Origin of the sequence: Micromonospora sp. A200 (assembly GCF_029893845.1) — a bacterium.
In the GTDB taxonomy this organism is placed as follows: domain Bacteria; phylum Actinomycetota; class Actinomycetes; order Mycobacteriales; family Micromonosporaceae; genus Micromonospora; species Micromonospora purpureochromogenes.
Window position 1 is genome coordinate 18,543 of the sequence record NZ_JARXXY010000021.1, and the last position, 26,620, is coordinate 45,162.

20 protein-coding genes and 1 pseudogene are annotated in these 26,620 nt (G+C 71.3%); 8 read left to right on the forward strand and 13 right to left on the reverse strand.

Translation table 11 applies throughout. The features are described from left to right. Positions 1-1,563, reverse strand: a complete 1,563-nt coding sequence (locus M2302_RS20710) for an FAD-binding oxidoreductase (RefSeq protein WP_280839504.1) — start codon at positions 1,561-1,563, stop codon at positions 1-3. A 46-nt stretch (positions 1,564-1,609) separates the two neighbouring features. On the opposite strand from M2302_RS20710, the gene M2302_RS20715 reads away from it, so the two are divergent. After that, entirely contained in the window at positions 1,610-3,163 is a 1,554-nt protein-coding gene (locus M2302_RS20715) for a glycerol-3-phosphate dehydrogenase/oxidase (protein ID WP_280839505.1), read from the forward strand. 445 nt (positions 3,164-3,608) lie between these two features. Further along, positions 3,609-5,753, forward strand: a complete 2,145-nt coding sequence (helR, locus tag M2302_RS20720; protein ID WP_280839585.1) for an RNA polymerase recycling motor ATPase HelR — start codon at positions 3,609-3,611, stop codon at positions 5,751-5,753. A 61-nt stretch (positions 5,754-5,814) separates the two neighbouring features. Here the strand turns inward: helR and M2302_RS20725 are convergent, their stop codons facing one another. From M2302_RS20725 to M2302_RS20750, 6 genes are all read right to left on the reverse strand, one after another. After that, positions 5,815-6,396 (reverse strand): TetR family transcriptional regulator C-terminal domain-containing protein, encoded by a 582-nt coding sequence (locus M2302_RS20725; protein WP_280839506.1) that lies wholly within the window; start codon positions 6,394-6,396, stop codon positions 5,815-5,817. 53 nt (positions 6,397-6,449) lie between these two features. After that, entirely contained in the window at positions 6,450-7,106 is a 657-nt protein-coding gene (locus tag M2302_RS20730) for a hypothetical protein (RefSeq protein WP_280839507.1), read from the reverse strand. A 45-nt stretch (positions 7,107-7,151) separates the two neighbouring features. Continuing rightward, positions 7,152-9,554, reverse strand: coding sequence for a PEP/pyruvate-binding domain-containing protein (locus M2302_RS20735; RefSeq protein ID WP_280839508.1), 2,403 nt, complete (start codon positions 9,552-9,554; stop codon positions 7,152-7,154). A 444-nt stretch (positions 9,555-9,998) separates the two neighbouring features. Next, positions 9,999-10,949 (reverse strand): NADP-dependent oxidoreductase, encoded by a 951-nt coding sequence (locus M2302_RS20740; protein ID WP_280839509.1) that lies wholly within the window; start codon positions 10,947-10,949, stop codon positions 9,999-10,001. Positions 10,950-11,174: 225 nt separating this feature from the next. Beyond that, a complete protein-coding gene (locus M2302_RS20745; RefSeq protein WP_280839510.1) occupies positions 11,175-13,331 on the reverse strand; it encodes a glycogen debranching N-terminal domain-containing protein in 2,157 nt (718 codons plus the stop codon). A gap of 244 nt (positions 13,332-13,575) precedes the next feature. After that, the gene (locus tag M2302_RS20750; protein ID WP_280839511.1) at positions 13,576-14,193 is read right to left on the reverse strand and encodes a TetR/AcrR family transcriptional regulator; all 618 of its coding nucleotides are present in this window, start codon (positions 14,191-14,193) and stop codon (positions 13,576-13,578) included. A 138-nt stretch (positions 14,194-14,331) separates the two neighbouring features. On the opposite strand from M2302_RS20750, the gene M2302_RS20755 reads away from it, so the two are divergent. Then, entirely contained in the window at positions 14,332-15,048 is a 717-nt protein-coding gene (locus tag M2302_RS20755; RefSeq protein WP_280839512.1) for an SDR family oxidoreductase, read from the forward strand. Positions 15,049-15,083: 35 nt separating this feature from the next. Beyond that, complete coding sequence (locus tag M2302_RS20760; protein WP_154936273.1) at positions 15,084-15,323, forward strand: 4-oxalocrotonate tautomerase family protein; 240 nt, start codon at positions 15,084-15,086, stop codon at positions 15,321-15,323. Between the two features lie 316 nt (positions 15,324-15,639). Here M2302_RS20760 and M2302_RS20765 read toward each other — a convergent pair. Continuing rightward, positions 15,640-16,149, reverse strand: a pseudogene (locus M2302_RS20765) (Rrf2 family transcriptional regulator). A 126-nt stretch (positions 16,150-16,275) separates the two neighbouring features. On the opposite strand from M2302_RS20765, the gene M2302_RS20770 reads away from it, so the two are divergent. Continuing rightward, positions 16,276-17,016, forward strand: a complete 741-nt coding sequence (locus M2302_RS20770) for an NAD(P)H-binding protein (protein ID WP_280839513.1) — start codon at positions 16,276-16,278, stop codon at positions 17,014-17,016. 122 nt (positions 17,017-17,138) lie between these two features. Here the strand turns inward: M2302_RS20770 and M2302_RS20775 are convergent, their stop codons facing one another. From M2302_RS20775 to M2302_RS20785, 3 genes are all read right to left on the reverse strand, one after another. Then, positions 17,139-17,720, reverse strand: a complete 582-nt coding sequence (locus tag M2302_RS20775; protein ID WP_280839514.1) for a hemerythrin domain-containing protein — start codon at positions 17,718-17,720, stop codon at positions 17,139-17,141. Continuing rightward, entirely contained in the window at positions 17,713-18,927 is a 1,215-nt protein-coding gene (locus tag M2302_RS20780) for a hypothetical protein (RefSeq protein ID WP_280839515.1), read from the reverse strand. The genes M2302_RS20775 and M2302_RS20780 overlap by 8 nt, the downstream gene beginning before the upstream one ends. A gap of 98 nt (positions 18,928-19,025) precedes the next feature. Further along, the gene (locus M2302_RS20785) at positions 19,026-19,472 is read right to left on the reverse strand and encodes an STAS domain-containing protein (RefSeq protein WP_280839516.1); all 447 of its coding nucleotides are present in this window, start codon (positions 19,470-19,472) and stop codon (positions 19,026-19,028) included. Positions 19,473-19,850: 378 nt separating this feature from the next. On the opposite strand from M2302_RS20785, the gene M2302_RS20790 reads away from it, so the two are divergent. Further along, positions 19,851-21,635: an N-acetylglutaminylglutamine amidotransferase gene (locus M2302_RS20790; protein ID WP_280839586.1), complete on the forward strand. Its 1,785-nt coding sequence runs from the start codon at positions 19,851-19,853 to the stop codon at positions 21,633-21,635. A gap of 47 nt (positions 21,636-21,682) precedes the next feature. Here the strand turns inward: M2302_RS20790 and M2302_RS20795 are convergent, their stop codons facing one another. Beyond that, positions 21,683-22,822, reverse strand: a complete 1,140-nt coding sequence (locus M2302_RS20795) for a glutamate--cysteine ligase (RefSeq protein ID WP_280839517.1) — start codon at positions 22,820-22,822, stop codon at positions 21,683-21,685. A gap of 2 nt (positions 22,823-22,824) precedes the next feature. Then, positions 22,825-23,235, reverse strand: a complete 411-nt coding sequence (locus tag M2302_RS20800) for a hypothetical protein (protein ID WP_280839518.1) — start codon at positions 23,233-23,235, stop codon at positions 22,825-22,827. 246 nt (positions 23,236-23,481) lie between these two features. On the opposite strand from M2302_RS20800, the gene M2302_RS20805 reads away from it, so the two are divergent. Both M2302_RS20805 and M2302_RS20810 read left to right on the forward strand, forming a co-directional pair. Continuing rightward, a complete protein-coding gene (locus tag M2302_RS20805) occupies positions 23,482-25,302 on the forward strand; it encodes a glycoside hydrolase family 3 protein (RefSeq protein ID WP_280839519.1) in 1,821 nt (606 codons plus the stop codon). A gap of 10 nt (positions 25,303-25,312) precedes the next feature. Then, positions 25,313-26,620 carry a DUF1343 domain-containing protein gene (locus M2302_RS20810; protein ID WP_280839520.1) on the forward strand — a complete coding sequence of 436 codons (1,308 nt, stop codon included), beginning with the start codon at positions 25,313-25,315 and terminating at the stop codon, positions 26,618-26,620.

Sequence of the window (26,620 nt, forward strand, 5' to 3'; positions counted from 1 at the left end):
TCACGGCACCAGGATGCCGGGGTTGAGGATGCCGGCCGGGTCCAGCTGCTGCTTGACCGCCCGAAGCAGGTCAACGGCCACGTCGCCGATCTCGGCGGCATACCAGGCGCGATGGTCCGCGCCGACTCCGTGGTGGTGACTGATCGTGGCGCCGGTGGCGGCGATCGCCTCGCTGGCCGCCGCCTTCGCCGTCCGCCAGCGGCCGATCGGGTCCGATCCGGGCGAGCAGATCACCGTGAAGTACAGCGAGGCGCCGGTCTCGTAGACGTGGGAGACGTGGCCCAGCACCAGCGCCCCGTCGGGCAGCGCGTCGAGGATCGCCTGGCGGACCCGGCCGTGCACCTCAGGCAGCGCCGACCAGTACGCCGCGGTCTCCAGCGTCTCCGCGAACGCCCCGGCGTCCAGCAGCGCGTCCCGCAGGTAGGGGGCGTCGAAGCGGTGCCGTGCCCACTGTTGCCCGGCCTCCTCACCCAGCGGCACCCCGCCGTGTGCGGCCAGCACATCGGCGGCGGCCTCCACGGTGGGCAGGACCTCCTTGCCCTCGTACCCGGCGACCAGCAGGCAGCCTCCCTCCGAGCGTCCGGAGCCGGCCGCCCCGATCATGGTCTCGATCTCGTCGGAGAGCCGCAGCAGCGTGGGTCGCGGCCCGTCCTGCGCCAGCCGCCGTACCGCGTGCAGGCCGTCGGCGAACGATTCGAACCGCCAGCCCTCGTAGTGTGACCGCGCGGGCAGCGGACGTACCCGCACGGTGACGTCGGTGATGACGCCGAGCGTCCCCTCGCTGCCCAGGAAGAGCTGTCGCAGGTCGGGACCGGCGGCCGAGGCGGGAGCCCGGCCCACCCGGACGGTGCCCCGGGGCGTGGCGACGGTCAACCCCATCACCATGTCGTCGAAGCGGCCGTAGCCGGCCGACGCCTGACCGGACGACCGGGTGGCGGCGAATCCGCCGATGGTGGCGTACTCGTAGGACTGGGGGACGTGGCCGAGGGTGAATCCGTGCTCGGCGAGCAGCTCGGTCGCCTGCGGGGCGCGCAGCCCCGCCTGCAGGGTGGCGGTCCGGGACACCGGGTCGACGGCGAGAAGCTGGTTCAGCCGTCCCAGGTCGAGGGCGACGTACCGGGTCGCGGCGGGGGTCAGCCCACCGACCACCGAGGTGCCGCCACCGAAGGGGACCACGGCCACCCCGAGCCGGGAGCAGATGTCGAGGACGGAGACCACCTGGCGGTGGTCGGCCGGGCGGATCACCGCCTGCGGGGCCAGGCGTACGTCACCGTGTCGCTCCCGCAACAGGTCCGGCGTCGACATCCCCGAGGCGTGGCGTACCCGGGCCTCCTGGGTGGTGATCACGTGCCCGTCGCCGACCACCTGCCGCAGCGCGTCGAGGACCGCGCCGTCCAGCTCGCAGTCCGGCACCGCGACCGCCGCCAGTGCCACGACCGACGGCGGGGGCGTCAGATCGAGCACCTGCGCCAGCAGGCGCGACGCGGAGTCCGGCAGCTTCACGTCCTTCGCGGTTCCCCAGCGAGCCCAGCCGGCCGTCGACGCTTCCCCTCGTACATCCATGTGTGACAGAGTTACACTGAATGTCACTTGAGCGCAAGGAGGGTGTGTGAACGCATCGTTGACCGGCGCAGGCCGTGAGCGGGACCTGGCCGAGCTGGCCGCCGGCAACGTCGTCGACGTCCTCGTCGTCGGGCTCGGCGTCACCGGTGCCGGGGTGGCGCTCGACGCCGCGAGTCGCGGCCTGTCGGTGGTCGCCGTCGACGCCAACGACCTGGCCCACGGCACCTCCCGGTGGAGCTCCAAGCTCGTCCACGGCGGCCTGCGCTACCTCGCCCACGGCCAGGTCGGGATCGCCTACGAGAGCGCCGTCGAACGCCACGTCCTGCTGACCCGCACCGCCCCGCACCTGACGCGCCCCCTGCCGATGCTGCTTGCCGCGACCGGCTACACCACCGGTTGGCAGGACCGCGCCGCGGCAGCCGGCCTGCGCGCCGGAGACCTGTTGCGCACCTGTGCCGGAACCTCCCGCCGGACGCTGCCGGGCACCCGCAGGCTCGGCGCGGCCGAGGCGAGCGCGATGGCACCGGCGCTACGCCCGGCCGGCCTCCGCGGAGCCCACCTGTCCTGGGACGGCCAGCTCTGCGACGACGCCCGCCTGGTCGTCGGCCTGGCCCGCGCCGCCGCGGCGCGGTCCGCCCGCATCCTGCCCCGCTGTCGCGCCACCGAACTGCACCGCGACGGCGCCACCATCGAGGACACCCTCACCGGGGCCCGTCTGCACGTCACCGCGCGCGTCGTGATCAACGCCGCCGGCGTGTGGGCGAGCAGCCTGACGCCGCACGTACGCCTGCGCCCGTCCCGCGGCACCCACATCGTCCTGTCCGCCGCCCGCCTGGGCGGGCTCTGGACCGGACTGACCATCCCGGTACCCGGGCAGTTCACCCGCTACGTCTTCGCCCTGCCTCAGACCGACGGTCTGGTCTACGCCGGACTGACCGACGAGGCGGTGGACGGACCGGTGCCGGACGTGCCGGAGCCTGCCGACGCCGACGTCGCATTCCTGCTCGACGTGCTCAACAGCGTCCTCGACCAGCCCCTGCGACCCACCGACGTGCTCGGCGCCTTCGCGGGACTCCGCCCGCTGCTCGCCGACGCGGACGCCCGGACCGCCGACCTCTCCCGACGACACGCCGTCATCGACGACCCGGACGGGATCATCAGCGTGGTCGGCGGCAAGCTCACCACCTACCGACGGATGGCGGAGGACGCCGTCGACACCGCCGTGCGCCGGCGCCGCCTCGCCGCCGGCGCTTGCCGCACCCGCCGGCTCCCGCTGCCCGGCGCCGCGAGCCGGGCCCAGTTGGCCCGGGTCCCCGCGCCGCGCCGGCTCGTTCAGCGGTACGGCACCGAAGCGGTCGACGTGCTGGCCGAGGCGCCGGCCGACCTCCGCCAGCCGATCGGCCCCGACATCCCGGTCACCGGCGCCGAACTGCTCTGGGCCGCCCGCCACGAACTCGCCCTCACCGTCGACGACCTGCTCGACCGACGCACCCGGATCGGACTCGTCCCGGCACACCGCGAGGCCGCGCTGCCCGTGGCGCGGGACGTTCTCGCGCTGGCTGCCGACGGCACGGCAAACCCCACCGGAGCGTCGGCCTGAATCCGGCAGCGCCACAGCCGTCCGAGGTGTTCCCGTTCCGCGGCCGCATCCGCAGGCCCACGGGAGATCCTCCGGGCCACAGGTCGTAGGCGGCACGCCGGGCTTCGCGGGGAGGTTGTCCGTCCAGCGGACGATCAAGGAAGGGAAATACCACTCCCTGCCACTCTCAACATATAGCGCACCGGGGGACTTGCCGCAAGACCCGGGTCGTGCCGCAAAATTGCCGGCCGAGGCCAGAACCTACGGAAAATGGGAGTCGCGAAAACGAGTTGGTGGGTTCCTGGACGGCGGCGCACCACCGGTGGACGTGAGCTTCGGCAGCACGCACATGCGCGCATCGGAAGACGTCGCCCGGGTGGCCGTCGAGGCGATCCGTGCGCAGAGCCGCCGCGCCCTCGTCTCCCTCTGCAAGCGATCTCAGATCGGAGCTGATGACGTGAATTCCCTGACCACCAGCGCGTTCGACCTTCCCGAGCACCTTTCCCCCAAGGCCGACCCGACGCTGATCGCCCGCGACGAGCAGCATTTCGCGGCCCTCGCGGCGAGCCTGGAGCAGTCGATCGCCGACCTGTCCGACCGCCTCGATGCCGCGCGCAAGGCGCCCGGCGGCAAAGGCCGGCAGGCGGTGGACCGGGACCAGGAGGTCCGCCGGCTGACCGCTCGCCTGCGTGCCCTGCGGCGTTTCGGTGTGGACCTGTGCATCGGACGCATGGTCAGCGAAGACAACCCTGAGCCGGTGTACGTCGGACGACGTGGCCTCACGGACAGCGAAGGTCGCCGGCTGCTGCTCGACTGGCGCTCCCCAGCGGCTGAGCCGTTCTTCGGGGCGACCCACGCCAACCCGATGGGTCTGGCGAGCCGCCGCAGGTATCGCTGGACCGGTGGCCGGATCAGCGACTACTGGGACGAGGTGTTCACCTCGGACGGGCTGGAAGGGCACGCCGCGCTCGACGACCAGTCCGCCTTCATCGCCAGCCTGGGCAGCAGCCGGTCGGCCCGGATGCGGGACGTGCTCGGCACGATCCAGGCCGACCAGGACGCCATCATCCGCGCGGGATCGAGCGGCGCACTCGTCGTCGACGGCGGTCCGGGTACGGGCAAGACCGTCGTCGCTCTGCACCGCACCGCCTACCTCCGCTACGCCGACCCTCGCCTCGGTCACCGCCGGGGCGGCGTGCTGTTCGTCGGTCCGCACCAGCCCTACCTGGCCTACGTCGCCGACGTCCTCCCCAGCCTCGGCGAAGAGGACGTGCAGACCTGCACCCTGCGGGACCTGGTGCCCGAGGGTGCCGCGGCAACCGTCGAGACCGATCCGGACGTGGCCCTTCTGAAGTCGTCCGCGGACCTGGTGAAGGCGATCGAGGCGGCGGTCAGGTTCTACGAGGAGCCGCCGGCCAAGGGAATGACGATCACGACCGACGAGTCCGACATCTGGCTGAGCGCCGAAGACTGGGCCGAGGCGTTCGAAGCACCGGACCCCGGTACCCCGCACAACGAGGCGCGTGACGAGATCTGGGAAGAGCTGCTGACGATCCTGCTGGCGAAGTACGACGGCGATGAGCCGGACGACCTGGTCCGCAGGTCGCTGATGCGGAACAGGGAACTGCTCACGACCTTCAACCGCGCCTGGCCGCTGCTCGAAGCGACCGACCTCGTCGGAGACCTGTGGTCGGTGCCCGCCTATCTGCACAAGTGCGCTCCCTGGCTCAGCCGCGACGACATTCGGAAGCTGCAGCGCGGGAACGCCCAGGCCTGGACGGTGTCCGACCTGCCGTACCTGGACGCGGCACGGCAGCGGCTCGGCGATCCGGAGGCGTCAGGGCGTAAGCGTCAGCATGAGGCCATTGTCGCGGTCGAACGCGCGCGCATGGCCACGGTCGTCGACGAGCTGATCGAGGCCCACGCCTATGACGACGGTGAAGGGGTGCTGTCGAGCCTGCGCCAACTGGATCTCCAGGATGCTCTGGTCGACGAGACCGCACTGCCCAGCACCGACCCGGACCTGCTCGCCGGCCCGTTCGCGCACATCGTCGTGGACGAGGCGCAGGAACTGACCGACGCGGAGTGGCAGATGTTGCTGCTCCGCTGCCCGTCCCGGAGCTTCACCATCGTCGGGGACCGCGCCCAGGCCCGGCACGGGTTCACGGAGTCGTGGCAGGAACGGCTCGAGCGGATCGGGCTCGACCGGATCAACCTGGCCTCCCTGAGCATCAACTACCGGACGCCGGAAGAGGTCATGGCGGAAGCCGAGCCCGTCATCCGGGCCGTGCTGCCGGACGCCAACGTGCCGACCTCCATCCGCAGCAGCGGCGTCCCCGTCGTACACGGATCTGGTTCTGATCTGAACTCGATCCTCGACACCTGGCTCGCGGCGCACGCCGACGGGATCGCCTGCGTCATCGGCGACCCCACATTCCAGCCGACGCCCCGCGTCCGGTCGCTGACCCCGGAACTGTCCAAGGGGCTCGAATTCGACCTGGTCGTCCTCATCGACCCGGAGGCGTTCGGCGAAGGCATCGAAGGAGCGGTCGACCGCTATGTCGCGATGACCCGAGCCACTCAGCAACTCGTCATCCTCACGACCTCATGACACCGTGCTCGGCGTTGTCTCGGGGGCAGTCCCTCCTGGACTGGTCCGCCTGCCGTCGAGGTCAGGCACCAGGCGACGAGCCGAAGATCAGGTCGAGGTGGGCATCCAGCGCACCCAACGCCTCCTCGGAGGTGTACTGCCCGCCGAGCAGATAGACGCCCAGCCCTTCCATCAGCGCCAGCAGGCCGGCCGCGGCGGCGACGGCGTTTCGAGACGGGAGGACGCTGGCGATGAACCCGGTCAGCTGCACGGTGTCCTCGCGCAGGCTGGGCGCGGCCGCGGGTCGCACCGCAGTGTAGGCGAGGAACGCCAGCGCCACCCGTCCCTCGTCGCGGGTCCGCTCGTCGAGCGGCAACAGCGCGGCGATCATCGTACGCAGCAACAGCCGAGGGGCGGGGTTCTCGCCCAGTCGCGCCATCGCCTCGGTGACCCGGACCTGGCTGCGCTCGCGGACCACGGCCAACGCGAACGCCATCATCTCGTCCTTGGTGCGGAAGTAGTGCTGGACCATCCCGGCGGACACGCCGGCCTCGGCAGCCACGTGACGGAGGCTGACGGCCTCCAGGCCCTGCTCCGCGGCGACCCGCATCAACGCGTCAGCGATGAGCGTGCGTCGCTCCTGGTGATCGACCTTCTTGGGCATGACCTCGATCGTTTCACAGTGGATGGCCCGGACACTCCGCCGGCGGGCGGCAGCTACCGGCTGACAGTTCCGGTCGCGGGGGTGCCCCGTGCGCTGCGCAGGAGGCCGTCGGGGTCGTCGGCGTACAGCCGCAACTCGTCCATCGGCTCAGACCGGCCCTTGGGCAGGTCGAAGGTCGTCGGCCGGCGCAGCAGGACGTCGATGCTCGTCTGGCTGCCGACCGAGATGTACAGCACCCGGCGCTCCCCCTCCTGCTCGACCTGCACTGATTTGCTGGAGGGCAGCGAGCGGTGACGCTTGCGCAGCGCCTCGACGTCCGTCCAGGGGATCCAGATGTCGATGCCCGAACTCAGCCGAACCCGCAGGCCTGTGTCCCCGACGACGTGTGGGTGGATCTGCATGCTCGCGTAGAGGCCGGCCATCCAGAGCAGACCCCAGATGCCGAGGACGAGCACGATCCAGCGGGCCGGCCCCCACGGCACCACGTTGGTGACGATCAGATCGAAGATCGGAATCTCCACGACCGACAGGCCGATGAAGATCCCGAGGATCGGCTTGACCACGCCCAGGTAGCCGAACGGCTCATCGCCCGGCGCCAGCGGGAGCGGCTTGCGCCGCGCCCACACGTACAGGCTGCGCCACATCGCGGCCTCCATCGCGGCCACCCGGCGCAGCAGCGGGCCCACCTTCGCCCCGATCGGGGGTGTCATGTCGGTCATGGTCGTCCTCGCGGTAGTGAGCTGGCGGTCAGGCGGTCAGTGGAGGGTGACGGTTCCGGCGCCGCCGTCCAGGGTGACGAGCTGACCGGTGGAGATCGTTCGCGTGGCGTCGGGCACGCAGATGACGGCGGGGATGCCGTACTCCCGGGCCACGGTGGGGCCGTGCGCCATGATCGCGCCGGTTTCGGTGATCAGCGCCGAAGCGGTGAGGAACAGCGGGGTCCAGCCGGGGTCGGTGGTCGCGGCGACCAGGATCTCGCCGGGCTCGATGTGGGCGGTGGCCGGGTCGTGGACGACCCGGGCGGGGCCGGTCACCCGGCCCGCCGACGCGCCCACGCCGACGATGGTGCCGTCGAGGGCCGGCGCCGCCGGCAGTACGGTCTCGACGTCGGTGCCGTCGGAGAGCAACGCCACCGGCACCGCCCTGCGGCGCAACTCGCTGCGGTGTACCGCCCTGCGGGAGGCGACCGTCGCCCGGTGATCGATGCTCTCGTGCACCGCGGCGTGCACCTCGTCGAGGGTCAGGAACATGATGTCGTCGGGCTGCTCCAGCAGCCCGGCGCCGTGCAGGTCGGCGCCGATGAGCAGCAGTTGCCGGCGCCTCTCCCGCAGCGGGTACAGTCCGGCGAACTTGCCGGCCTCGCGCAGGCCGGCCAACGACCGGGCCCGGCGCAGCAGGAACCCGGCCATGGTGCCGCGTACCGGCCGCCGACGGCGAGCCCGCCTGACCAGCTCCTCGAGAGCGGCCTCGGCCTGGGCCGCGGCCCGTTGGAAGCGCTGGTCGGGCCCCTGTTGGGGATCGGTGACCCGCAGATAGTTGGCGATCGCCGCGAAGACCGGTGCCGGATCCTCCGCCCAGCGCGGTACGCCGAGGTCGACCTCGGCGACGCCGCGGTGACCGTAAGCGTCCAGGAAGTCGTCCATCCCGACGTCGGGCAGCGTCCCGCGCAGATACCGCACGGCCAGCTCGTCCGGCGGGGTGTCGAGTAGGAGCTCACGGTGTTCCCCCGCGCCCTGAGCGAGCCGCCAGAGCGCCAGGTTCATCTCGATGGTGACGTTGTGCGGCATCCCGCCCAGCACGGTGTGGATCTCATCCGGGCTGGCGACGCCCTTGAGCAACGACGCCGGCAACGCGGCGGCCAGCATCCCGGTGACGATCGGCCACATGATCGCGTCGGCGCCGTCCTCGGAGTCCCGCGCCTGCAGAAAGCGGAGCCGGTCGGCGGCGGTCCGCAGGTCGGCGGGGGCCGCCGACCGTACCTTCATCTCCTCGATCGCCTGGAACATTCGGATCCGTGCCGCGTCGGGACGGGCCAGCGCGCGCAGGATCCCCACCACCGCGCGGCCGGCCGTCCGCAGGGACGCTGCTCCCGCCGCCGCGCCGCGCTCGATGCTGCCCTTGGTCGGCGCGAACCGCGGATCCGCCAGGACGTGCTCCATCACCGCTTGTGCCCGCGGGCCGAAGTCGACCGCCATGAGCTTGACCAGCCGCTTGCGGGATGACCTGCGCCGGGCCAGCTCGGTCAGGTCACCGTAGAGGCGACCGCCGATGTCGACGATCTCGACCCGGACGCCGAGCGAGGCGAGCATCGCCGCGATCTGTGACTGCAGGGTCGACATGCCCATCGGGGTGACCGGTTGCAGCATCCCCTGGACGTGGCCGAACTCCAGGTAGACCCGGGGGAGGGGCTTCCCGGTCTCCGGAGGGAGGGGGAACAGGCTGGTGATCGGCCGCGATTGCAGCAACCACAGCACGCCGTCTCCGTCGAACGCCCACTCCACGTCCTGCGGGCAGCCGAAGTGACCCTGCAGCCGCTCACCCGTTGCTCGCAGCTCCGCCAGGTGCGCGGATGTCAGACATCCCGCGTCGGCTCGGGTCACACCGTCGAGGACGTAGTGATCTACCGTCGCCGCCCCGTTCACCACCGTCGTGCCGAGACCCGGCGCGGCGTCGACCGCCATCTCGTCGCGGCGACCGGTCACCGGGTTCGCGGTGAACAACACGCCTGCCACCGAAGGGGCGACCATGCGCTGCACGACGACGGCCATCCGCACCGCCTGATGATCGATCTGGCGGGCGTCGCGGTAGGCGGTCGCGCGGACGGTGTGCAGCGATTCCCAGCACTTCCTGATCGCGGCGATCAGGTCCGGGGTGCCCGTGACGTTCAGGAGGGTGTCCTGCTGCCCGGCGAAACTCGCCTCCGGCAGGTCCTCCGCGGTGGCGCTGGAGCGCACCGCCACCGGGCCCGCACCGAGTCGCTCGTACGCGGCGACGATCTCCGCCTGCGGAATGACGCCGAGCCGGTGAGCCTCGGCGGTGACGCAGAACCCCTCGGGGACCCGCTCGCCTCGCCGGATCAGCTCGCCCAGCCCAGCCGCCTTGCCGCCGACCAGGTCGACCATGTCGGCGGTCGCCTCGGACAACGCGATCACGTGCATGTGGGCCCTCTCGCTATGCAATGCATCTGCATTGCATGCCACGCTACCCGGTTGACGATGCGACTGCAATGTCACCGTGAGGGGGCAGGCCGTACCGTCCGGAGCGGGACCTGGGTCGGCCGAGATCGCCGCCATGTCGACTGGTGAGTGAGGAACCACAGGTCAGGGCGGCAAGGGCCTCGCGAGTGTTCGTGCGCCGGCCGGCGGCGGGCATCAACGCGTGTCGGCGAGGTACCGCTCGACCGGCTGTGGCAAGCCGTGGCCGCCTACCCGACGGTCAGCGAGACCTGGCTGCGACTGCTCGAAGCCTACGAACGCCCCACCGTCCGAATTGCGGCGGCCGTCGACGACGGTCTCGTCCCGGGTACGCCCGGAGAGCCCGACAGGCAGGCGGCCGTCCCGTCCTGACCCGTGTGGGCGACACCGGCGACTTCGACACCGGCCCTAGTCGGCGACGTGGATGACGATCTTGCCGCGGCGTTTGCCCATCTCGAGCGCCTCGTAACCCGAGCGCGTCTCGGTGAGGGGCAGTACCCGGTCCAGCACCGGCCGCAAGTGGCCGTGGTCGACGAGCTCGGCGATGGAACCCAACGTGTTCCGCTCGGGCTCGACGATGAAGTACACCCCGCGCACGCCGTGCCGGGCTGCTTCCTGCTCGTCCGGAGGCGTGGCGAGGCTGACCAGAATGCCGCCCGGCTTCAGCACGGACCAGGACCGCGACTGGGTGGCTCCTCCGACGAGGTCAACGACCACGTCCAGGTCGCGGACGTGATCCTCGAAGCGGTCGCGCGCGTAGTCGATCGCCTGCTCCGCACCCAGATCCTGGACGAACTCCAGGTCGGCCGCCGCCGCCGTGGCGCTCACGCGAGCACCGAGGCTGGCCGCGAGCTGCACCACGTAGTTCCCCACGCCGCCGGCGCCGCCCTGCACCAGCACGTGCTGGCCTTCCTGCAGATCGGCGTGGTCCACCAGCGCCTGCCAGGCACTCAGCGCAGCCAGTGGGAGCGCTGCGGCGTGGTCATGGTCGACGGTGGCGGGTTTGGCCGCCACGACGGCCGCGGGCAGGACGACATACTCGGCGGCAGCGCCATCCCGGGTGAACGGGATCAACCCGTAGACGGCCTCCCCCACGGCGGGGCTCTCCACCCCCGCACCGCACGCCGCGACGACTCCGGAGAACTCGTGCGACGGAATGATCGGGGTGCGCTCGGGTCCGGTCCCATCCGAGCTGTGGGTCCAGGTTTCCGGCCAGGTGAGCTCGCGGGGTGTCATGGAAGCAGCCTTCACGGCCACCAACACCTCACCGGGCCCCGGCTCGGGCCGCGGCGCCTCCTCGTACACGAGTTGCTCCGGGCCGCCCCGGCTGTGCGCCCTCACTGCGTGCATCGTGCTCATCCGACGGCTACTCCCTCCCCGAGGCATGGCGATCAGCGCAGCAGCCCCGGAGGATGAACCCAGGCTGACTTTCGCATTATCTGGCGGTTCGGCAGCCGCCCGCCGAACTTCCGCAATCTCGGGCGCAGACGAGCGTCGCCGAACACCTGTCACCAGCGTCCTGATTCCTGCCGGCACCTGGCGTCGACTCACCCGTGCCCACAGCCCGCCGGAGGTCGGTCTGCGTCACTCCGCTTCCGTGAGGGTGGTGTGGCAGCCGATGGCGTCGACGTTCCACCGCCGGCCCCCGACCATCACGTTGTGCAGGCGGATTCGGCCGAGTTCGTCGGGCAGATGTGGGTCGGCGACGAGGGTGTCCGCCTGCGGTTTCAGGCCGAGCATGGTGCGGAGCAGGAGCAGGGGTGCGCCGCTGGCCCAGGCCTGCGGGTTGCAGGCGGTGGGGTAGGGCACGGGTTGGCGGCCGAAGGACCGGTCGTAGCCGGAGAACGCCTCCGGCAGGCGGTGCTCGGAGTGACGGGCGGCCTCCAGCATGGCCATGGCGATGCGGTTCGCCTCGTCCCGGTAGCCGTAGCGAGCGAGGCCGGCCGCGATGATGGAGTTGTCGTGCGGCCAGACGGTGCCGAGGTGGTAGCCGATGGGGTTGTAGCCGGTGTCGGCGGTGGACAGGGTGCGGACTCCCCAGCCGGAGAACATCTCGTCGGACATGAGTTGCCGGGCGACGTGCCCGGCGTGGTCCTCGGGCACGATGCCGCTCCACAGTAGATGACCCATGTTGGAGGTCATCGAGTCGATGGGCCGCTTGTCCCCGTCCAGCCCGACGGCGTAGTAGCCGCCCCGCCGCGGGATCCAGTAGTCCCGGTCGAACTGCTCACGCAGCCGGTCGGCCTCCGCTCGCAGCCGGCGGGCCAGGTCCGGGTCCTGCCAGGGGCCGTCGGCGAGTTCCGCGAGGCGCACCTTGGCGTCGTAGGTGTAGCCCTGCGTCTCGCAGGTGGCGATCGGTAGGACCGGGACGTTCCCGTCGGCGTACTGCACGCCGTCCGGGGAGTCCCGCCAGCACTGGTTGCCCAGGCCCTGGTCGGAGCGGGTGGCGTACTCGACGTAGCCGTCGCCGTCGCGGTCGCCGTGGTGGTCGATCCAACCCAGGGCGGCGTCGGCGTTGCCGCGCAGCCGGCGGACGAGTTCGTCGTCGCGGGTCCACCGCCAGTACTCCGACAGCAGGATCAGCCACAGCGCGGTGGTGTCGGCGCCGCCGTAGTAGGGGCGGTAGGGCTTGAGGCCGAGCCGGGTCAGCTCGCCCGACCGGTACTCGTGGAAGATCTTGCCGGGTTCCTGGTCGGTGAACTCGTCGAACGTGGTGGCCTGGTGGGCGGCCAGCACGATCAGGGCGCCGCGGGCGACGTCGGGGCCGCACATCATGGTCTGGTAGGCGGTGATCAGGGTGTCCCGGCCGAAGACGGTCAGGAACCAGGGCAGGCCGGCGGCGATCAGGACGACCGGTTCCCCGGCGATGGTCTTCTCGATCCGCATCGACACGAGGTCGACCGCCGACTTGTGGTAGACGTCCCGGACCAGGTCGGCGTCCGCGTGCAGGTGCGGCTTGCTCGCCGCCCACCGGGTCGACGGATCCTCCATGCCGTGGTCGACGGCCTGTCCGAACTCTCGGGACGTGGGGCGGTTGTCCTCCTCGCCGCAGCGCAGCGGTACCCACAGCTCACAGCCCCACTGCTGTCCGCGCGCCAGCCTCAAGTTCCATTCCAGCGTGTCTCCGTCCACCTGGTCGGCCGGCGGGTCAGCTTCGATCCGTACCGTCGCCGCGTAGTCGCCGTTGCGGTACGCGAACTCGAGGGCCGACCCGTCCGGCGCGTGCCGGCGGACGATGTGTGGGCTGCGGTCCCGGCCGGACTCCTTGATCTCGAACAGGTCGGCGAAATCGGTTCCCACCGCGAGCCGCAGCCGCACCTGTGCCGGCTCGATGCCGAAGTAGCGCAGCTCGACGCGCTCGTAGAGTCCGTCGCCGACGAACCGTTGCCGCCGCACGCCGACCCGGTTCGCCGGCAGCCCGGGTAGCGCCGAGTTGGCCAGGAAGAAGGCCGCCGAGTACGGGTCGACGGTGCCGGAGGAGAGCACCAGCAGCGGTGCGTCGCCGATCGTCAGCACCCACCTGCTCACGAAGCGGGTGTCGTCGTGCACGAGCCCGCCGATGGACCCGTCCGGCACGTTTCCCACGGCGTCGGAGAGCATGAAGGTGCGCCCCTCCAACAGGCCGATCGCGTCCGGCCCCAGCTCGGGCGGCAGGTCACGGCAAGCGCCGCTCGGCACGCGGCGGGCGGTCCCGGCGACCATCGGATCCACGGGCGTGGGACGCCCGGAGGCTGCCGACACCGACACCTCCTTCCGCTGCGAGCTGGGCTCGCGTCAAGGCGGGCGCGTGTCCGCAGCCTATGAGCGCTCCTCACGTCCTGCAGGCAGATCGGCGCATCTGTCTGGGTACGGCCTTGAGGGCTGGACCGCGAGGCCCCGGGTCATGCCCGGTACCCCCGGGCGGCGTCGTCGGGGGTTCCTGCCGCGCCGCCGGTGCGGGGTCCGTCGTCGGCTCGGGGCGCGATGCTGAACGGCTAGGGGTCGCTCAGTCGGTCGGCCGCGCGTGCGCCGGCACCTGGAGCAGGTCCAGGCAGTTGCGCCACAGCGTCTCCAGCTGCCCCGGGTCGTTGAGCAGCTTCGCGAGCAGGACCCGCCCCTCGATCTGCGCGACGATGGACCGGGCGGCCTCCCGGGATTCGACCGACGGACCGGCCTGGCCCTGCTCCTTCGCCTCGAGGACCACCTGCTCGATGAGGTCGATCTGGGCCTCGAAGATCTCCTGGAGCCGACGGCGGATCTCCTCAGCCTGGTTGCTGAGTTCGAGGGCGAGGTTGCCGAACAGGCAGCCGGCGACCAGGCCGACCTGCTGCTGCCCGGTGCGCTGCACCTCCTCGGTGGCCTCGAACAGGTCCCGCAGGCGGCGCAGCGGGTCGTGTCCGCTGCCGAGCAACTCCTCCCACCGGCGGCGCTGGATCGCCCAGTGCTCGTCGATGACGGTGAGGGCGAGTGCCTGCTTGGACTCGAAGAAGTAGTAGAAGCTGCCCTTCGGCACGCCGGCGGTCGCGCAGATCTCGGCGACCCCCAGCGCCGCGTAGCCGCGCTGCTCGATCAGCGTGGCGGCTGCGGTGAGAAGTTTGTTCCGTGCGTCACTGGTCCGACCCATGCTTTGACGATACACGACCGGTCGGCTAGCTTTTAGTCGACCAGTCGTCTAGTGGTCGTCCGGCTGCCGCGATCGCGGCTCCCGGCCCCGTCAGCCGCCGTCCTACCAGGGCTTCGGCCAGTCAGGAAGTGGTTCGTCATGAGCAGCAGTCAGGTTCAGAAGGTCGCCGTGATCACCGGTGCCTCGCAGGGCATCGGCGCCGGCCTCGTGGACGCGTACCGCAAGCTCGGATACGGCGTCGTGGCAACCTCACGCTCGATCGGTGATGCCCACGATCCGGACATCCTCACCATTCGGGGCGACATCGCCGACCCGGACACCGCGCAGCGGGTGGTCGACGCGGCGGTGGAGCGTTTCGGCCGGATCGACAGCCTGGTCAACAACGCCGGCATCTTCGTCGCCAAGCCGTTCACCGACTACACGGACGAGGATCTCGACCAGGTCACCAAGGTCAACCTCGTCGGGTTCTTCCACCTCACCCGGCGGGTCCTGCCGCACCTGCTGGCAACCGGTGGCGGTCACATCGTCACCATCACGACCAGCCTGGTGGACCAGCCCAGCTCGCACGTCCCGTCCGCGCTCGCGTCGTTGACCAAGGGTGGCCTCAGCTCCGCGACCAAGTCGCTGGCCATCGAGTACGCCAGTCGTGGAGTCCGGGTCAACGCTGTCGCGCCCGGGATCATCAAGACCCCGATGCACCCGGTCGAGACCCACGACGCGCTCGCCGGCCTGCACCCGGTCGGCCGGATCGGCGAGACCAGCGACGTCGTCGACGCCGTCGTCTACCTCGAGTCCGCGCCCTTCGTCACCGGCGAGATCCTGCACGTCGACGGCGGCCAGAACGCCGGGCGCTGACCGCCAGCACCGCAACCCGTAGACAGGAGCATCCCGTGCCGATCGTCAACATCCAGATCACCCGCGAGGGCAGCACGCCCGGCGCGTCGGCGGCGACCGCCGAGGAGAAGGCCGCGCTGATCAAGGGCGTGAGCGAACTGCTGCGCGACGTCCTCAACAAGCCGCTGGACTCGACCTTCGTCGTCATCGACGAGGTCGAGACCGAGAACTGGGGCCGGGGCGGCCTGCCGGTCGAGCAGTTCCGCGAACAGCAGCGGTCACGCGCCAGCGAATAGGGCCCCTGCGCAGTACCGCGGCGTGCGCTGCGGACAGCGACAGTGGGTGACGTCGTCGTGAACCTGCACCGACAGGACCGACGGCAGCCTTGAGAATTTCCCCCACCAAGGGGGGCGGTCGGCCGGTGGGCGAAGCCAGAGCTTCACCCACCGGCCGATCATCGTCTCCGGTCGTGCGACCGGCCTCACCGCGCCGGCTGAGTCGGCCGCCGGTCGGGGCTTCGCCGTGATCGCACCTCCGCTGATCCGCGCAGCGGGTGGTCGATGCCGGCCGAGTCCCGTCAAGGACGCCGGATCCGACCGGCGCCCTGCGCGATCACCCCTGCTCGCCGATCGCGGTGTCGCCCTCGTTCCGCGCGGTGAGCCAGGTGCTCAAGCCGGCGAGCGCGGCAGGGCCGTAGTCGTCGTCGACACCGCTGGCGAGGTCTGCGATGGAGATCGCCTGTAGGGCGGCCCGCCAGGCGGCGTCGGCCCCGGCCATCGCGCGGGAGATGGGGCACGGCCGGGTGCAGGCCTCCGGCGGTGTCGCCAGGGGGCCGCGCTGGCGGATCTCGGTGCACACGAACGCGGGCTGAGCGCCGTCGACGGCGGTGACGACGTCGAGCATGGTGATCAGTTCGGGTGACCTGGTCAGGACATATCCCCCCGCCTTGCCCTAGACGGCGGTCACGAGCCCGGCGCGGGAGAGTGCCTGCAGCTGTTTGGCCAGGTAGCTGCCGGAGACGTCGTGCAGTTCCGCGAGCCGGGCAGCCGGCACGGGCTCCGTCGCCGTGGTCAGCACCACGCAGCAGTGCAGTGCCCACTCGACCCCACCTGACAGCTTCATCCGACCCCCCGCTTGACTCGGACAAAGCTTATCCGACTACTGTCTCGGACAAGAGTTGTCCGAGCTCGGGGCTGGTCCTCGACAAGTTGGGCGTGCCTGCGCGGCGCGCATGGAAGGGTGAGAGCCATGAAGCTCACAGTCATCGGCGGTACCGGACTGATCGGCTCGCAGGTGGTCCAGAAGCTGACCGCGGCCGGACACGAGGCCGTCCCCGCGGCGCCGTCGACCGGCGTCGACCTGATCACGGGAGAGGGCCTGGACCAGGCGCTGGAGGGCGCTGACGTCGTTGTCAACGTTTCCAACTCGCCAACCTTCGACGAGGCCTCGCTCGGCTTCTTCCGTACCTCCATGACCAACCTGCTGGCCGCCGGGGAGCGTGCCGGCGTCCGGCACCAGGTGATCCTCTCGATCGTCGGTGTGGACCAGGTGCCCCAGCTCGACTACTACCGCGCCAAGACCCTGCAGGAAGAACTGCTCCGGCAGGGGCCCACGCCGTACTCCATCGTGCGTGCCACCCAGTTCTTCGAATTCATGAACGCGACCATGTCCTGGACCTCCGACGACACCACCGTCCGCCTGCCCGCTACCCGTATCCAGCCGATGGCCACCGCGGACATCGTCGACGAAGTCGTCGATGTCTCCATCGGTTCGCCGCTGAACGGCATCCGGAACATCGCCGGCCCGGACGTCTTCGCCCTCGACGACCTCGGCAGGCTCACCCTGGCCGCACAGCACGACGACCGGACCGTCGTCACCGACGACAAGGCCGGCCTGTTCGCGGCCGTCACCGGCGACGCGATCATCGCGGGCCCGGACGCACACCTGGCACCCACCCACTACCGGGACTGGATCCAGTCCGCCCGCTGACCGGGTGCGCAGCCCGTCAGGAGCACTGGCGAGCATCGGGGGCGCCCCGGCCCGTGCCGGAGTCGCCCCCGAGGCTCGCTGCCCGCTTCCCGGTCAGCCGGCCTGCGTCGCCGCGCGGTTCTTCAGCCGGCGGACGGCTTGCGGAGCGCGTCGCGGACCCGGTCGACGACCGCCAGCGCGGGACCGGCCGCCAGGTTGCCGCTGGCCGACTGCGCGCTCGGGTGTGGTCGGGTCGGCGCGGCGGCCTCCGCGGCGCGTACGGCGGCGGCGAGGGTATGCAGCCGGTCGGCCGGCACGTGCTGTCGCAGCCGGGGGAACTCGTAGCGCTCCTCGTAGCGGGCGTGGGTGAGCACCGCGTCGCGGAGCAGGATGATGCCGGTGTCGAAGCCGTCGGCCTCGACGCCGCCCGCGATCAAGGTCGTCAGCGTCTCCTTGGCCTGGCGTTCCTCATCGAGCCGGTCGTCGACCATGGCTTCGCCACCACCACCGGGCAGGGTCCGGGCCAGCGGGTGGACGACCTCCTCCTCGGCGGTCTCGTGCGCGGCGAGGAGCCGGACCAGGTCGTCGAACGCCTCCCGGCGGGTATCGCCGGTGCTGCCGATGACCAGCAGGAAGAGCTGCTCGACGCGCGCGTGCTGGGCGAGCAGCAGGTCGACCACGTCCTCCTCGGGCCCGGGCGTGGCCGGGGCGTCGGTGTCAGGCATGGCTACCTCCCCGGGCACGCAGCCCCTCCACCGGGTGCGGTCCCTCGGTCTCGATGCGGTACTCGTCGCCGAAGCGCTCGCGGTGCATGTCGATGACCTGCTCGGTGGGCGGCTGCTGACCGTCGTGCAGCTGCTGCTGCATCCACTCGAAGCGCTCGTGCGCCTCCGTGACGTACCCCTCGCCGAGTTTGGTGAGGTCGATCTGGGTGGCCAGCAGGTGGCGCAGGTACTCCTTGTTCGGTTCGAAGGTGAGCGGCTCGGGCAGGCCGGCGCTGCCGACGATCTCCTCCGGCTCGCGGCCGTCGTGTCGGCGCAACAGGTCGGCCGCCTGCTGGAGGTGGGCCAGCTCCATCTGCAGGTGCAGCTCCCAGACCGCCCTTATCCGCGGGTCGCTCTCCTGCTGCAGGAACGAGTAGTACAACCAACACTCGTTGTACTCGTGGGTCAGCAGTCGCTCCCACCAGCTCTCGCCCGGGTCCAGCAGCGACTCGTAGTGGGTGACGTGCTCCTGCTCGATCAGGCTGATCTCCTGGTAGAGCTGGCGCGCGATCGGCTCCATGTACTGGGGGCCGACGTTGATGTAGTAGAACATCACCTGCTGCTCGGCGGAGAGGATCGTCAACGCGTTCAGCTTGGAGCGCGGGTCGACCGAGTTCCGGTCGTACGGGGTACGGACCTCGTCGAACGGGTGCCGGTGCTCCTGCACGGTCGGCCGGCCCGGCATGACCTCGGTGAGGCCGTCGACGATCTTCTCCGCCTTGCGCCGCTCGACCATCTCGTAGAGGTTCGCGTAGCGGTACAGGTGGTCGAAGTCCTCCAGCACCCCGAACTCGTACGCCTGCTTCAGGTAGGGGTCCGGTTCGTGCCGGGCCACCCAGGCCGTCAGGTCGACAGCGACCTGTTCGTAGCCGAGGGTCGTCTCCAGCACGCTCGCCACCCCCGGCAGCAGCCAGTTCACCACCCGCTGCTGCTGGCTCTCCACGTACCGCACGTACGCGAGCTGCCGCCGGACCTCCTGGTCCGGGCAGACGCGGGCGAACTGGTGCTGGAAGTTGATCGCCTCGACCTCGATGCCGTTCATCGTTATGATCCGGCACCGGGTGTAGGGGTCGACGGCCTCGGGATCGATCGGTTCGACGTTCAGTTCACGCCAGTTGCGGATCTGGCTCTCCAGGGGGATTCCCTTGTGATCCAGCGGGTTGAACATGTCTCTCCATTCGCGTCGGGGGTGCGCCGTCGGGTGCTGCCCGGGATCGTCGAGCGGCATCGCCCGAACAAGGCGCTGGTGTCGAGGGGACGGGTCGGTCAGCCGGAAGGCGCCAGCTGGTCGGCAGGGACAGTGCCGTCGAAGGAGCCTCGCGGCGCCAACCGCCGGCTGCCGCCGTGTCCGCGGGCCAGCGGGAAGCGAGTGACGACCGGAGGTACCGTCGCCGTGGACCGGGCCGAGGCGATGTCGACATCGAGCTGCGCCGGCACGCCGGTCACACCGAGGATGTGGAGCACGAAGGGTGGGGCCGCACGGAGGGTCAACCGCCCACCGGCCGAGGTGACCAGCTCGCGCACCTGCAGCAGGGCATCGATTCCCGGCGCACCGAGGTAGGTCACCGTTGACAGGTCGAGCGCGATCGGGGGCAGCGGAGGACGGCAGAGAAACTCCACCAGCTCCACGAGCAGGTGCGCGTTGCTCATGTCGATCTCGCCACTGGCGGTGATCACCTTGGTGGCGCCGTCGCAGCTCAACGACAACGACATGATGGGTTGACGCAATCCTGGTCGCCCTTCGGCGGAGGATCGGGCAGGCCCTCGTTCGTCGGGAGTGTCCGGATCTGTTGACATGGCGCCTCCGCCCTTCACCGGGGATCACCCGCTGCCCCACAGGACGGTGCGGCAGCGGCGGTTCAGGGCGCATTTCTCGACCCGGAGCTGTCCCTACCCCCGGATGCCGGTCGTACACCCGTCCGTCGCCGCCGGCGGCCCGCGCCGAAGAACGCGAGGTCGGCGGTCGGTTTCCCGGGGTGGGCATCGGGTAGTCGCCGGCTCCGGTACCGCCGGCCGATCGCCGAGCGGCAGACGACGGTGGCAGGAGTGTTGTCGTGTTGCGTGCACGCCGAGCGATCGGTTCCGGGTGAGATGTGCGGGATCAGCGGTGAGGCGAGGTTCGACGGCGCGACCCCCGACGCCGGCGCGGTGACCCGGATGACCGAGGCGATGCGCTCCCGGGGCCCCGACGGCGAAGGGTTGTGGAGCGACGGCGGGGTCACCCTGGGACACCGCCGGCTGACCGTCATCGACCTGTCCGAGGCGGGCGGCCAGCCCATGGTGCGCGAGGACCTGGGGCTCAGGCTCGTCTTCAACGGTTGCGTCTACAACTACCACCAGCTGCGCGACGAGCTGCGGGAGGCCGGGCACACCTTCCACTCCACCAGTGACACCGAGGTCATCCTCGTGGCGTACGCGCAGTGGGGTGAACGGTTCGTCGACCACCTGGTCGGCATGTTCGCCGCGGTGCTCGTGGACCGGCGGCGGCGCCGGCTGGTGCTGGCCCGGGACCGGCTGGGGATCAAGCCGCTCTACCTGGCGGAGTCGCCCGGGCGGCTGCGGTTCGCCTCCACCCTGCCGGCGCTGCTGGCCGCCGGTGACCTGGACACCGGCATCGACCCGGTGGCGCTGCACCACTACCTCTCCTGGCATTCGATCGTGCCGGCGCCCCGGACCATCCTGCGGGGGGTGCGCAAGCTCCCCCCGGCCACGGTGCGGGTGGTGGAGTCCGACGGAAGCAGCCGCGAGCGCGTCTACTGGCAGCCCGACTACCAACGGGACCCGGCACACGCCGGCATGAACGCGCGGGACTGGCAGGCCGCGGTCGGCGACGCGCTGCGCACGGCCGTGCGGCGGCGGCTGGTGGCGGACGTACCGGTCGGGGTGCTGCTCTCCGGCGGCCTGGACTCCAGCATGATCGTGGCGTTGCTCGCCGAGGCCGGGCAGCACCACCTCCAGACGTTCAGCATCGGCTTCGACAGCCGCGGCGGCGAGGTGGGCGACGAGTTCCACTACTCCGACCTGGTCGCCGCCACCTTCGGCACCGACCACCAGCGCATCCAACTCGGTAACGACGACCTGGTGCCGGCGGTCCGCCGGACGATCGAGGCGATGACCGAGCCGATGGGCAGCCACGACGTGGTCGCCTTCCACCTGCTCTCCGAGCAGGTGGCCCGCCGTGTCAAGGTGGCCCAGTCGGGCCAGGGCGCCGACGAGGTCTTCGCCGGCTACGCCTACCACCAGCCCCTCACCCGGGTACCCCGCGACGGCGCCGCCGAGGCGTTCGCCGCCGCGTTCCTCGACCATGACCACGCGGAACTGGACCGGGTGGTCGACCCGGCGTACGCGTGCGACCACGACGCCAGCCGCGAACTGCTCGCCGCGCACCTGGCCGCGCCCGGCGCGGACACCGCACTGGACGCGGTGCTGCGCCTGGACACCCACCTGATGCTGCCGGACGACCCGGTGAAGCGGGTGGACAGCATGAGCATGGCGTGGGGGCTGGAGGTGCGCACCCCGTTCCTGGACCAGGACCTCGTCGCCCTCGCCGCGGCCTGCCCACCGGAGCACAAGGTGGCACAGGGCGGCAAGGGGTTGCTCAAGGAGGTGGCCCGGGAGGTGCTGCCCGCCGAGGTGATCGACCGGCCCAAGGGCTACTTCCCGGTGCCCGCCCTGCGCAACGTCGACGGGCCGGTGCGGCACCTCGTCGAGGAGGCCCTGACCGCGCCGGCCGCCCGGGAGCGCGGCCTGTTCCGGCCCGGGTACGTCGCCGACCTGCTCGCCGAACCGGCCCAGGCGCAGTCCGCCGCCGGCAGCAACAAGCTCTGGCAGCTCGGCCTGCTGGAACTCTGGCTCCAGGCCCACGACATCCACTGAACTCCCGGCGCGCTCGCTCGTCGGCTTGGTCCGGCCCGGCCGCCGGTTCAGTGGGCGGTGGTCTGGGCGGTCAGGTGGTCCAGAACGGCCTGGACGTCGCCGTCGGTACGGGCCATGATTCGGCGCTGTCGGGTCGCGCCGGTGCCGTCCCGGCGTATCCGGTCGAGCTGGCGCCGCACCAGATCGAGATCGCCGTGCCGGGTCAACGCGGACGCGACGGTGACGAGGAGATCGTCGATCAGGTCCCAGGCGGGACGGGCGCCGCCGCCCCGCAGGTCGATGAGGTCACCGTCGACCCCGTTGTGGGCGGCTCGCCAGTGGGCGGCGGCGACCAGGCAGTCCCGGACCGGAGTTGCGCGGACCCCGGCGCGGACGTCGTCGGCCATGGTGGCGACCAGCGCCCTGACCAGCGCGGCGACCAGCACCGTGTCGTCAACGGTGGGGCAGACGTCGCCGACCCGGACCTCCACGGTCGGGTACGCGGCGGACGGGCGGGCGTACCAGTAGACCATCGCGGCGTCGAGCATGATCCCTGCGGCGATCAACTCCTGCACGGTGGCGTCGTAGTCGGCGACCGACTCGAAGTGCGGGGTGGGTCCGATGCTCGGCCAGCGTTCCAGCTGCATGGACCGCCAGCTGGCGTGCCCGGTGTCCCTTCCGTCGTGCAGGGGGGAGTTGGCGGTGAGCGCCTGCACCACCGGCAGCCACGGGCGCAGGTGGTTGCACACCTGCACGGCCAGCTCCCGGTCCGGCACACCGACATGGACGTGGCAGCCGCAGACCGCGGGGTCGTGGGCCACCGGACCGAACCGGCGGGACATGGCGTGGTAGCGCTGCTCGTCCGGCACCGTTCGGTGGGCTTCGCAGACCGGGGTGGCCCCGACCGCGACGAGGCGCGCCCCGGCCGCCTCCGCCGCCTGTGCGGCGGCACCGCGCAGCGCGACCAGATGTTCGCGCAGCTCTGCCAGGTCGGTGCAGACGGGGGTGACCATCTCCACCATGCTGTGCCGGAACTCCTGCCGGCTCTGCTCCCGAGCGGTGGTCCCCGACAGCGTGTGCAGCACCCGGTCGGCGACGGGCAGGCTCTCCCCGGTTGCCGGGTCCAGGAGCAGGAACTCCTCCTCCACCCCCAGGGTGAGGATGGTGGCAGCGGGTACCGCGGGGGCGGCGACTCGGTGCGGCTTCATGGTCACGTCCGATCGTCGGCAGTGTGCTGGAGTACCGCGGCGCGGCGTGCTGCCATCGTGGTCGGCGGTAGCGGCTGATTGGCCGTGGTCGAGCCCGGACCTGCCTCGTGTCCCAAGAACGTGACACCGTGTTCCACCGCGGTGCGGATGACGGCGATGCCGTCCTCATTGTTCACGGCGGGGCCGAGGCCGGATCTGATGCCCACGCAGCCGAACCCGAGGGCCGACACCTCAAGGCCGGTGCCGAGGATGCGCTTGTCCACAGTCGTGATCCTTCCGTAGGTGAACGTGTCGTGCGGGCTGCTTACCGGGGCGGGCGGCGGCCGCGCTGCGGGCCGCAGGTCGGTGACGCCGGCGCTCCGGCTGCCGCGCGGGACGAGCATGACCGCCGGGACGAGGGCGAGCGCCAGCATCCCGGTGCCGACGGTGAGCGCCGGTGGGCACGCGGTCGGGGACCGCGTGCCCGGCGCCGGGCGCCACCCGGACAACCCTCACCGCTCGCGTCGTGCCAGCGCCTGCTGAGACCGGTACTGGCAGAACCTCCCAGGCGGGGTTGGGTCGGCCGGTCGACCCAGTCCCGAGGTTTCGTAGCTAACCTTCTTGACTGCTCATTCATATGTAGCTAAGTTTCAGCCACCCGGACTGAGAGGTCGTCGTCTATGAAGACCCGATCCGTCACCGCGACCGTCCTGATGGCCACCCTGGTGACCACCCTCGCGCCGCTCCCCGTCCACGCCTCGGCCGAGCCCGCGCTCCCGCCCACCGCCGAGCAGGGCTGGGTCACCTCGACGCTGCGGCACATGAGCCTGGCGCAGAAGGTCGGGCAGCTCTTCTCCACCTACGTCTACGGCAGTGACGCCACCGAGCCCACGGCCGCCGACCGCGCGGCCAACCGCGCCGCGTTCGGCGTCGAGACTCCGGCCGAGGTCATCGACCGGTTCCACCTCGGCGGCGTCTGTTACTTCTCCTGGTCGCACAACCTGGACAGTCCCCGTCAGATCGCCGGCCTCTCCAACGGCCTCCAGCGGGCCGCCCTCGGCGACGGCGCCAAGGGGCGCGTCCCCGTGCTCATCTCCACCGACCAGGAGCAGGGCACGGTACTGCGCATGCCCGCTCCCGCCGCGCAGTTCCCCGGCGCGATGGCGCTGGGCGCGGGGCGCTCACCGCAGGACGCGCGCACGTCGGCGGACATCACCGGACGGGAGCTGCGCGCGGTGGGCATCCACCAGCCGTACGCGCCGATCGCCGACGTCAACGTCAACGCGGGCAACCCGGTCATCGGGGTACGGTCGTTCGGCGCCGACCCCACCCTGGTGGCCGAGCTGACCGCCGCGCAGGTCGCCGGGTTCCAGGACGGCGCCGGCGTGACCGCGGTGGCGAAGCACTTCCCCGGCCACGGCGACACGGCCACCGACAGCCACACCGGCCTGCCGGTGATCAACCACAGCCGGGCGGAGTGGGACCGGATCGACGCGCCGCCGTTCCGGCGGGCGATCAGCGCGGGCGTCGAATCGATCATGACCGCGCACATCGTGGTGCCCGCGCTCGACCCGTCCGGCGATCCGGCGACGTTGTCGCCGACGATCCTCACCGGTGTGCTGCGCGGTGAACTCGGCTTCCGGGGAGTCATCGTCACCGACGCGCTGAACATGGCCGGCGTGCGGCAGAAGTACGGCGACGAGCGGGTGCCCGTACTGGCGATCAAGGCCGGCGCCGACCAGTTGCTGATGCCGCCGAACCTCGCGCTGGCCCGGGACGCGGTGCTGCGGGCCGTCGCCACGGGCGAGCTGACCGAGCAGCGGATCGACGAGTCGGTGCGGCGCATCCTCGGCATGAAGTACCGGCAGGGGCTGGCCCGGTCGCCGCTGGTCGACGTCGAGGAGGCGGTACGGACGGTCGGGGCGCCCGGGCACCTCGCCGCCGTCACCCGGGTCACCGACCCGACGCTCACCGCGGTGCGCAACGACGCCGGGCTGCTGCCGCTGGCCGGCACCGGCCGGTCGGTGCTGGTCACCGGCTGGAACAGCGCGGCCTTCGCTCCGGTCGCGACGGTCGCCGACGGGTTCACCGCCCGCGGCGCCCGGGCCACCGCCCGACCGGCCACGCTGCCGTCCGACGCGGTGATCGCCGCGACGGCCACCCAGGCGGCCGCGCACGACCTCACCGTCGTGCTGGTCAACAAGGCGTGGGACACCACCATCACCGATCCGCGGGCCACCCAGCAGCGCCTCGTCGCGGCGCTGCTCGCCACCGGCAGACCCGTGGTGGTGGTGGCGGTGCGGGACCCCTACGACATCGCCCACCTGCCGGGCGTGACCACCTATCTGGCGACCTACTCGTACACCCGGGCGGCGATGGACGCACTCGTCCGCGCGCTGCACGGCGAGCTGTCCCCCCGGGGGCGGCTGCCCGTCACGATCCCCACGGCCGAGGGTGCGGGCACCGTGCTCTACCCCTACGGCCACGGCCTGACCTGGTAGGAGGCAACCCATGCAGCGTAGGAATTTCCTCGCCGGCGCGGTCGGCGCGGGAGCGCTCGGCACCGGCGCGGGGGCGCTCGGCGTCGGCGCGGCCCGGTCGCCCGCGGCGGGCAGCCCCGGTGTCCGCCGGGTCCGCACCGGCCTGGACCAACTGGTGGCCTCCGACTTCGCCGTGCTCGCCGGCCAGCGGGTCGGCGTCGTCTCGAACCCGACCGGCGTCGACGGGGCCTACCGCCACCTCGTCGACCTGATGCACGGCTCGGGCCAGGTCCGGCTGACCGCGGCGTTCGGCCCCGAGCACGGCTTCCGTGGCTCGGCCCAGGCCGGAGGCAGCGAGGGCACCGGCGTCGACGCGCGCACCGGCATCCCCGTCTACGACGCGTACGGCGCCTCGCTGGCCCGGTGGGAGAGCATGTTCACCGAGGCGGGCGTGGACACGGTCGTCTTCGACATCCAGGACGTCGGCGTCCGCTTCTACACCTACATCTGGACCATGTACACCTCGATGGTCGCCGCGGCCCGGGTCGGCAAACGCTACGTCGTGCTGGACCGTCCGAACCCGATCGGCGGGCGGGCCTACGGGCCGATGATGACCGCGCCGTACACCTCCGGGGTCGGCCTCAAGGAGATCGTCCAGCAGCACGGGATGACCGTCGGGGAGCTGGCCCGGTTCTTCAACGGCACGTTCCTGCCCGTCGAAGCCGGGCGACCGGTGGACCTGCACGTGGTGCGGTGCGAGCACTGGAAGCGGGACCGCCTCGCCGCCGACACCGACGTGCCCTGGGTGATGCCCAGTCCGAACATGCCCACCCCGGACACCGCGCTGGTCTACCCGGGTACCGGCCTCTTCGAGGGCGTCGCGTCGATCACCGAAGGCCGCGGCACCTGCCGTCCGTTCGAGTTGATCGGCGGGCTGGCGACCGACTTCGACCACCACTGGAGTGACCGCCTCAACGCCCGGGACCTGCCCGGAGTCGAGTTCCGCGAGGCGTACTTCGCACCGACCTCGGCCGGGCAGAAGCCGGCGCTGTTGAACAAGCTCTGCGCCGGCGTCGAGGTCAAGGTCGTCGACCGGGCGGTGTACGACCCGATCCGTACCGCGGTGGCGATGCTGGTGGAGGCGCACAAGTACCCCGCGTTCGCCTGGCGGCGTGACTCCTGGGACGCCGTCCGCCCGTACTGGATCGACAAGCTCACCGGGTCGCCCCGGCTGCGTACCCAGATCGACGCCGGGGCCGACGTGGACGACGTCGTCGGTGCCTGGGCCGACGAGCTGGCAGCGTTCGACCGCCAGCGCCAGCCCTACCTGCTCTACTGA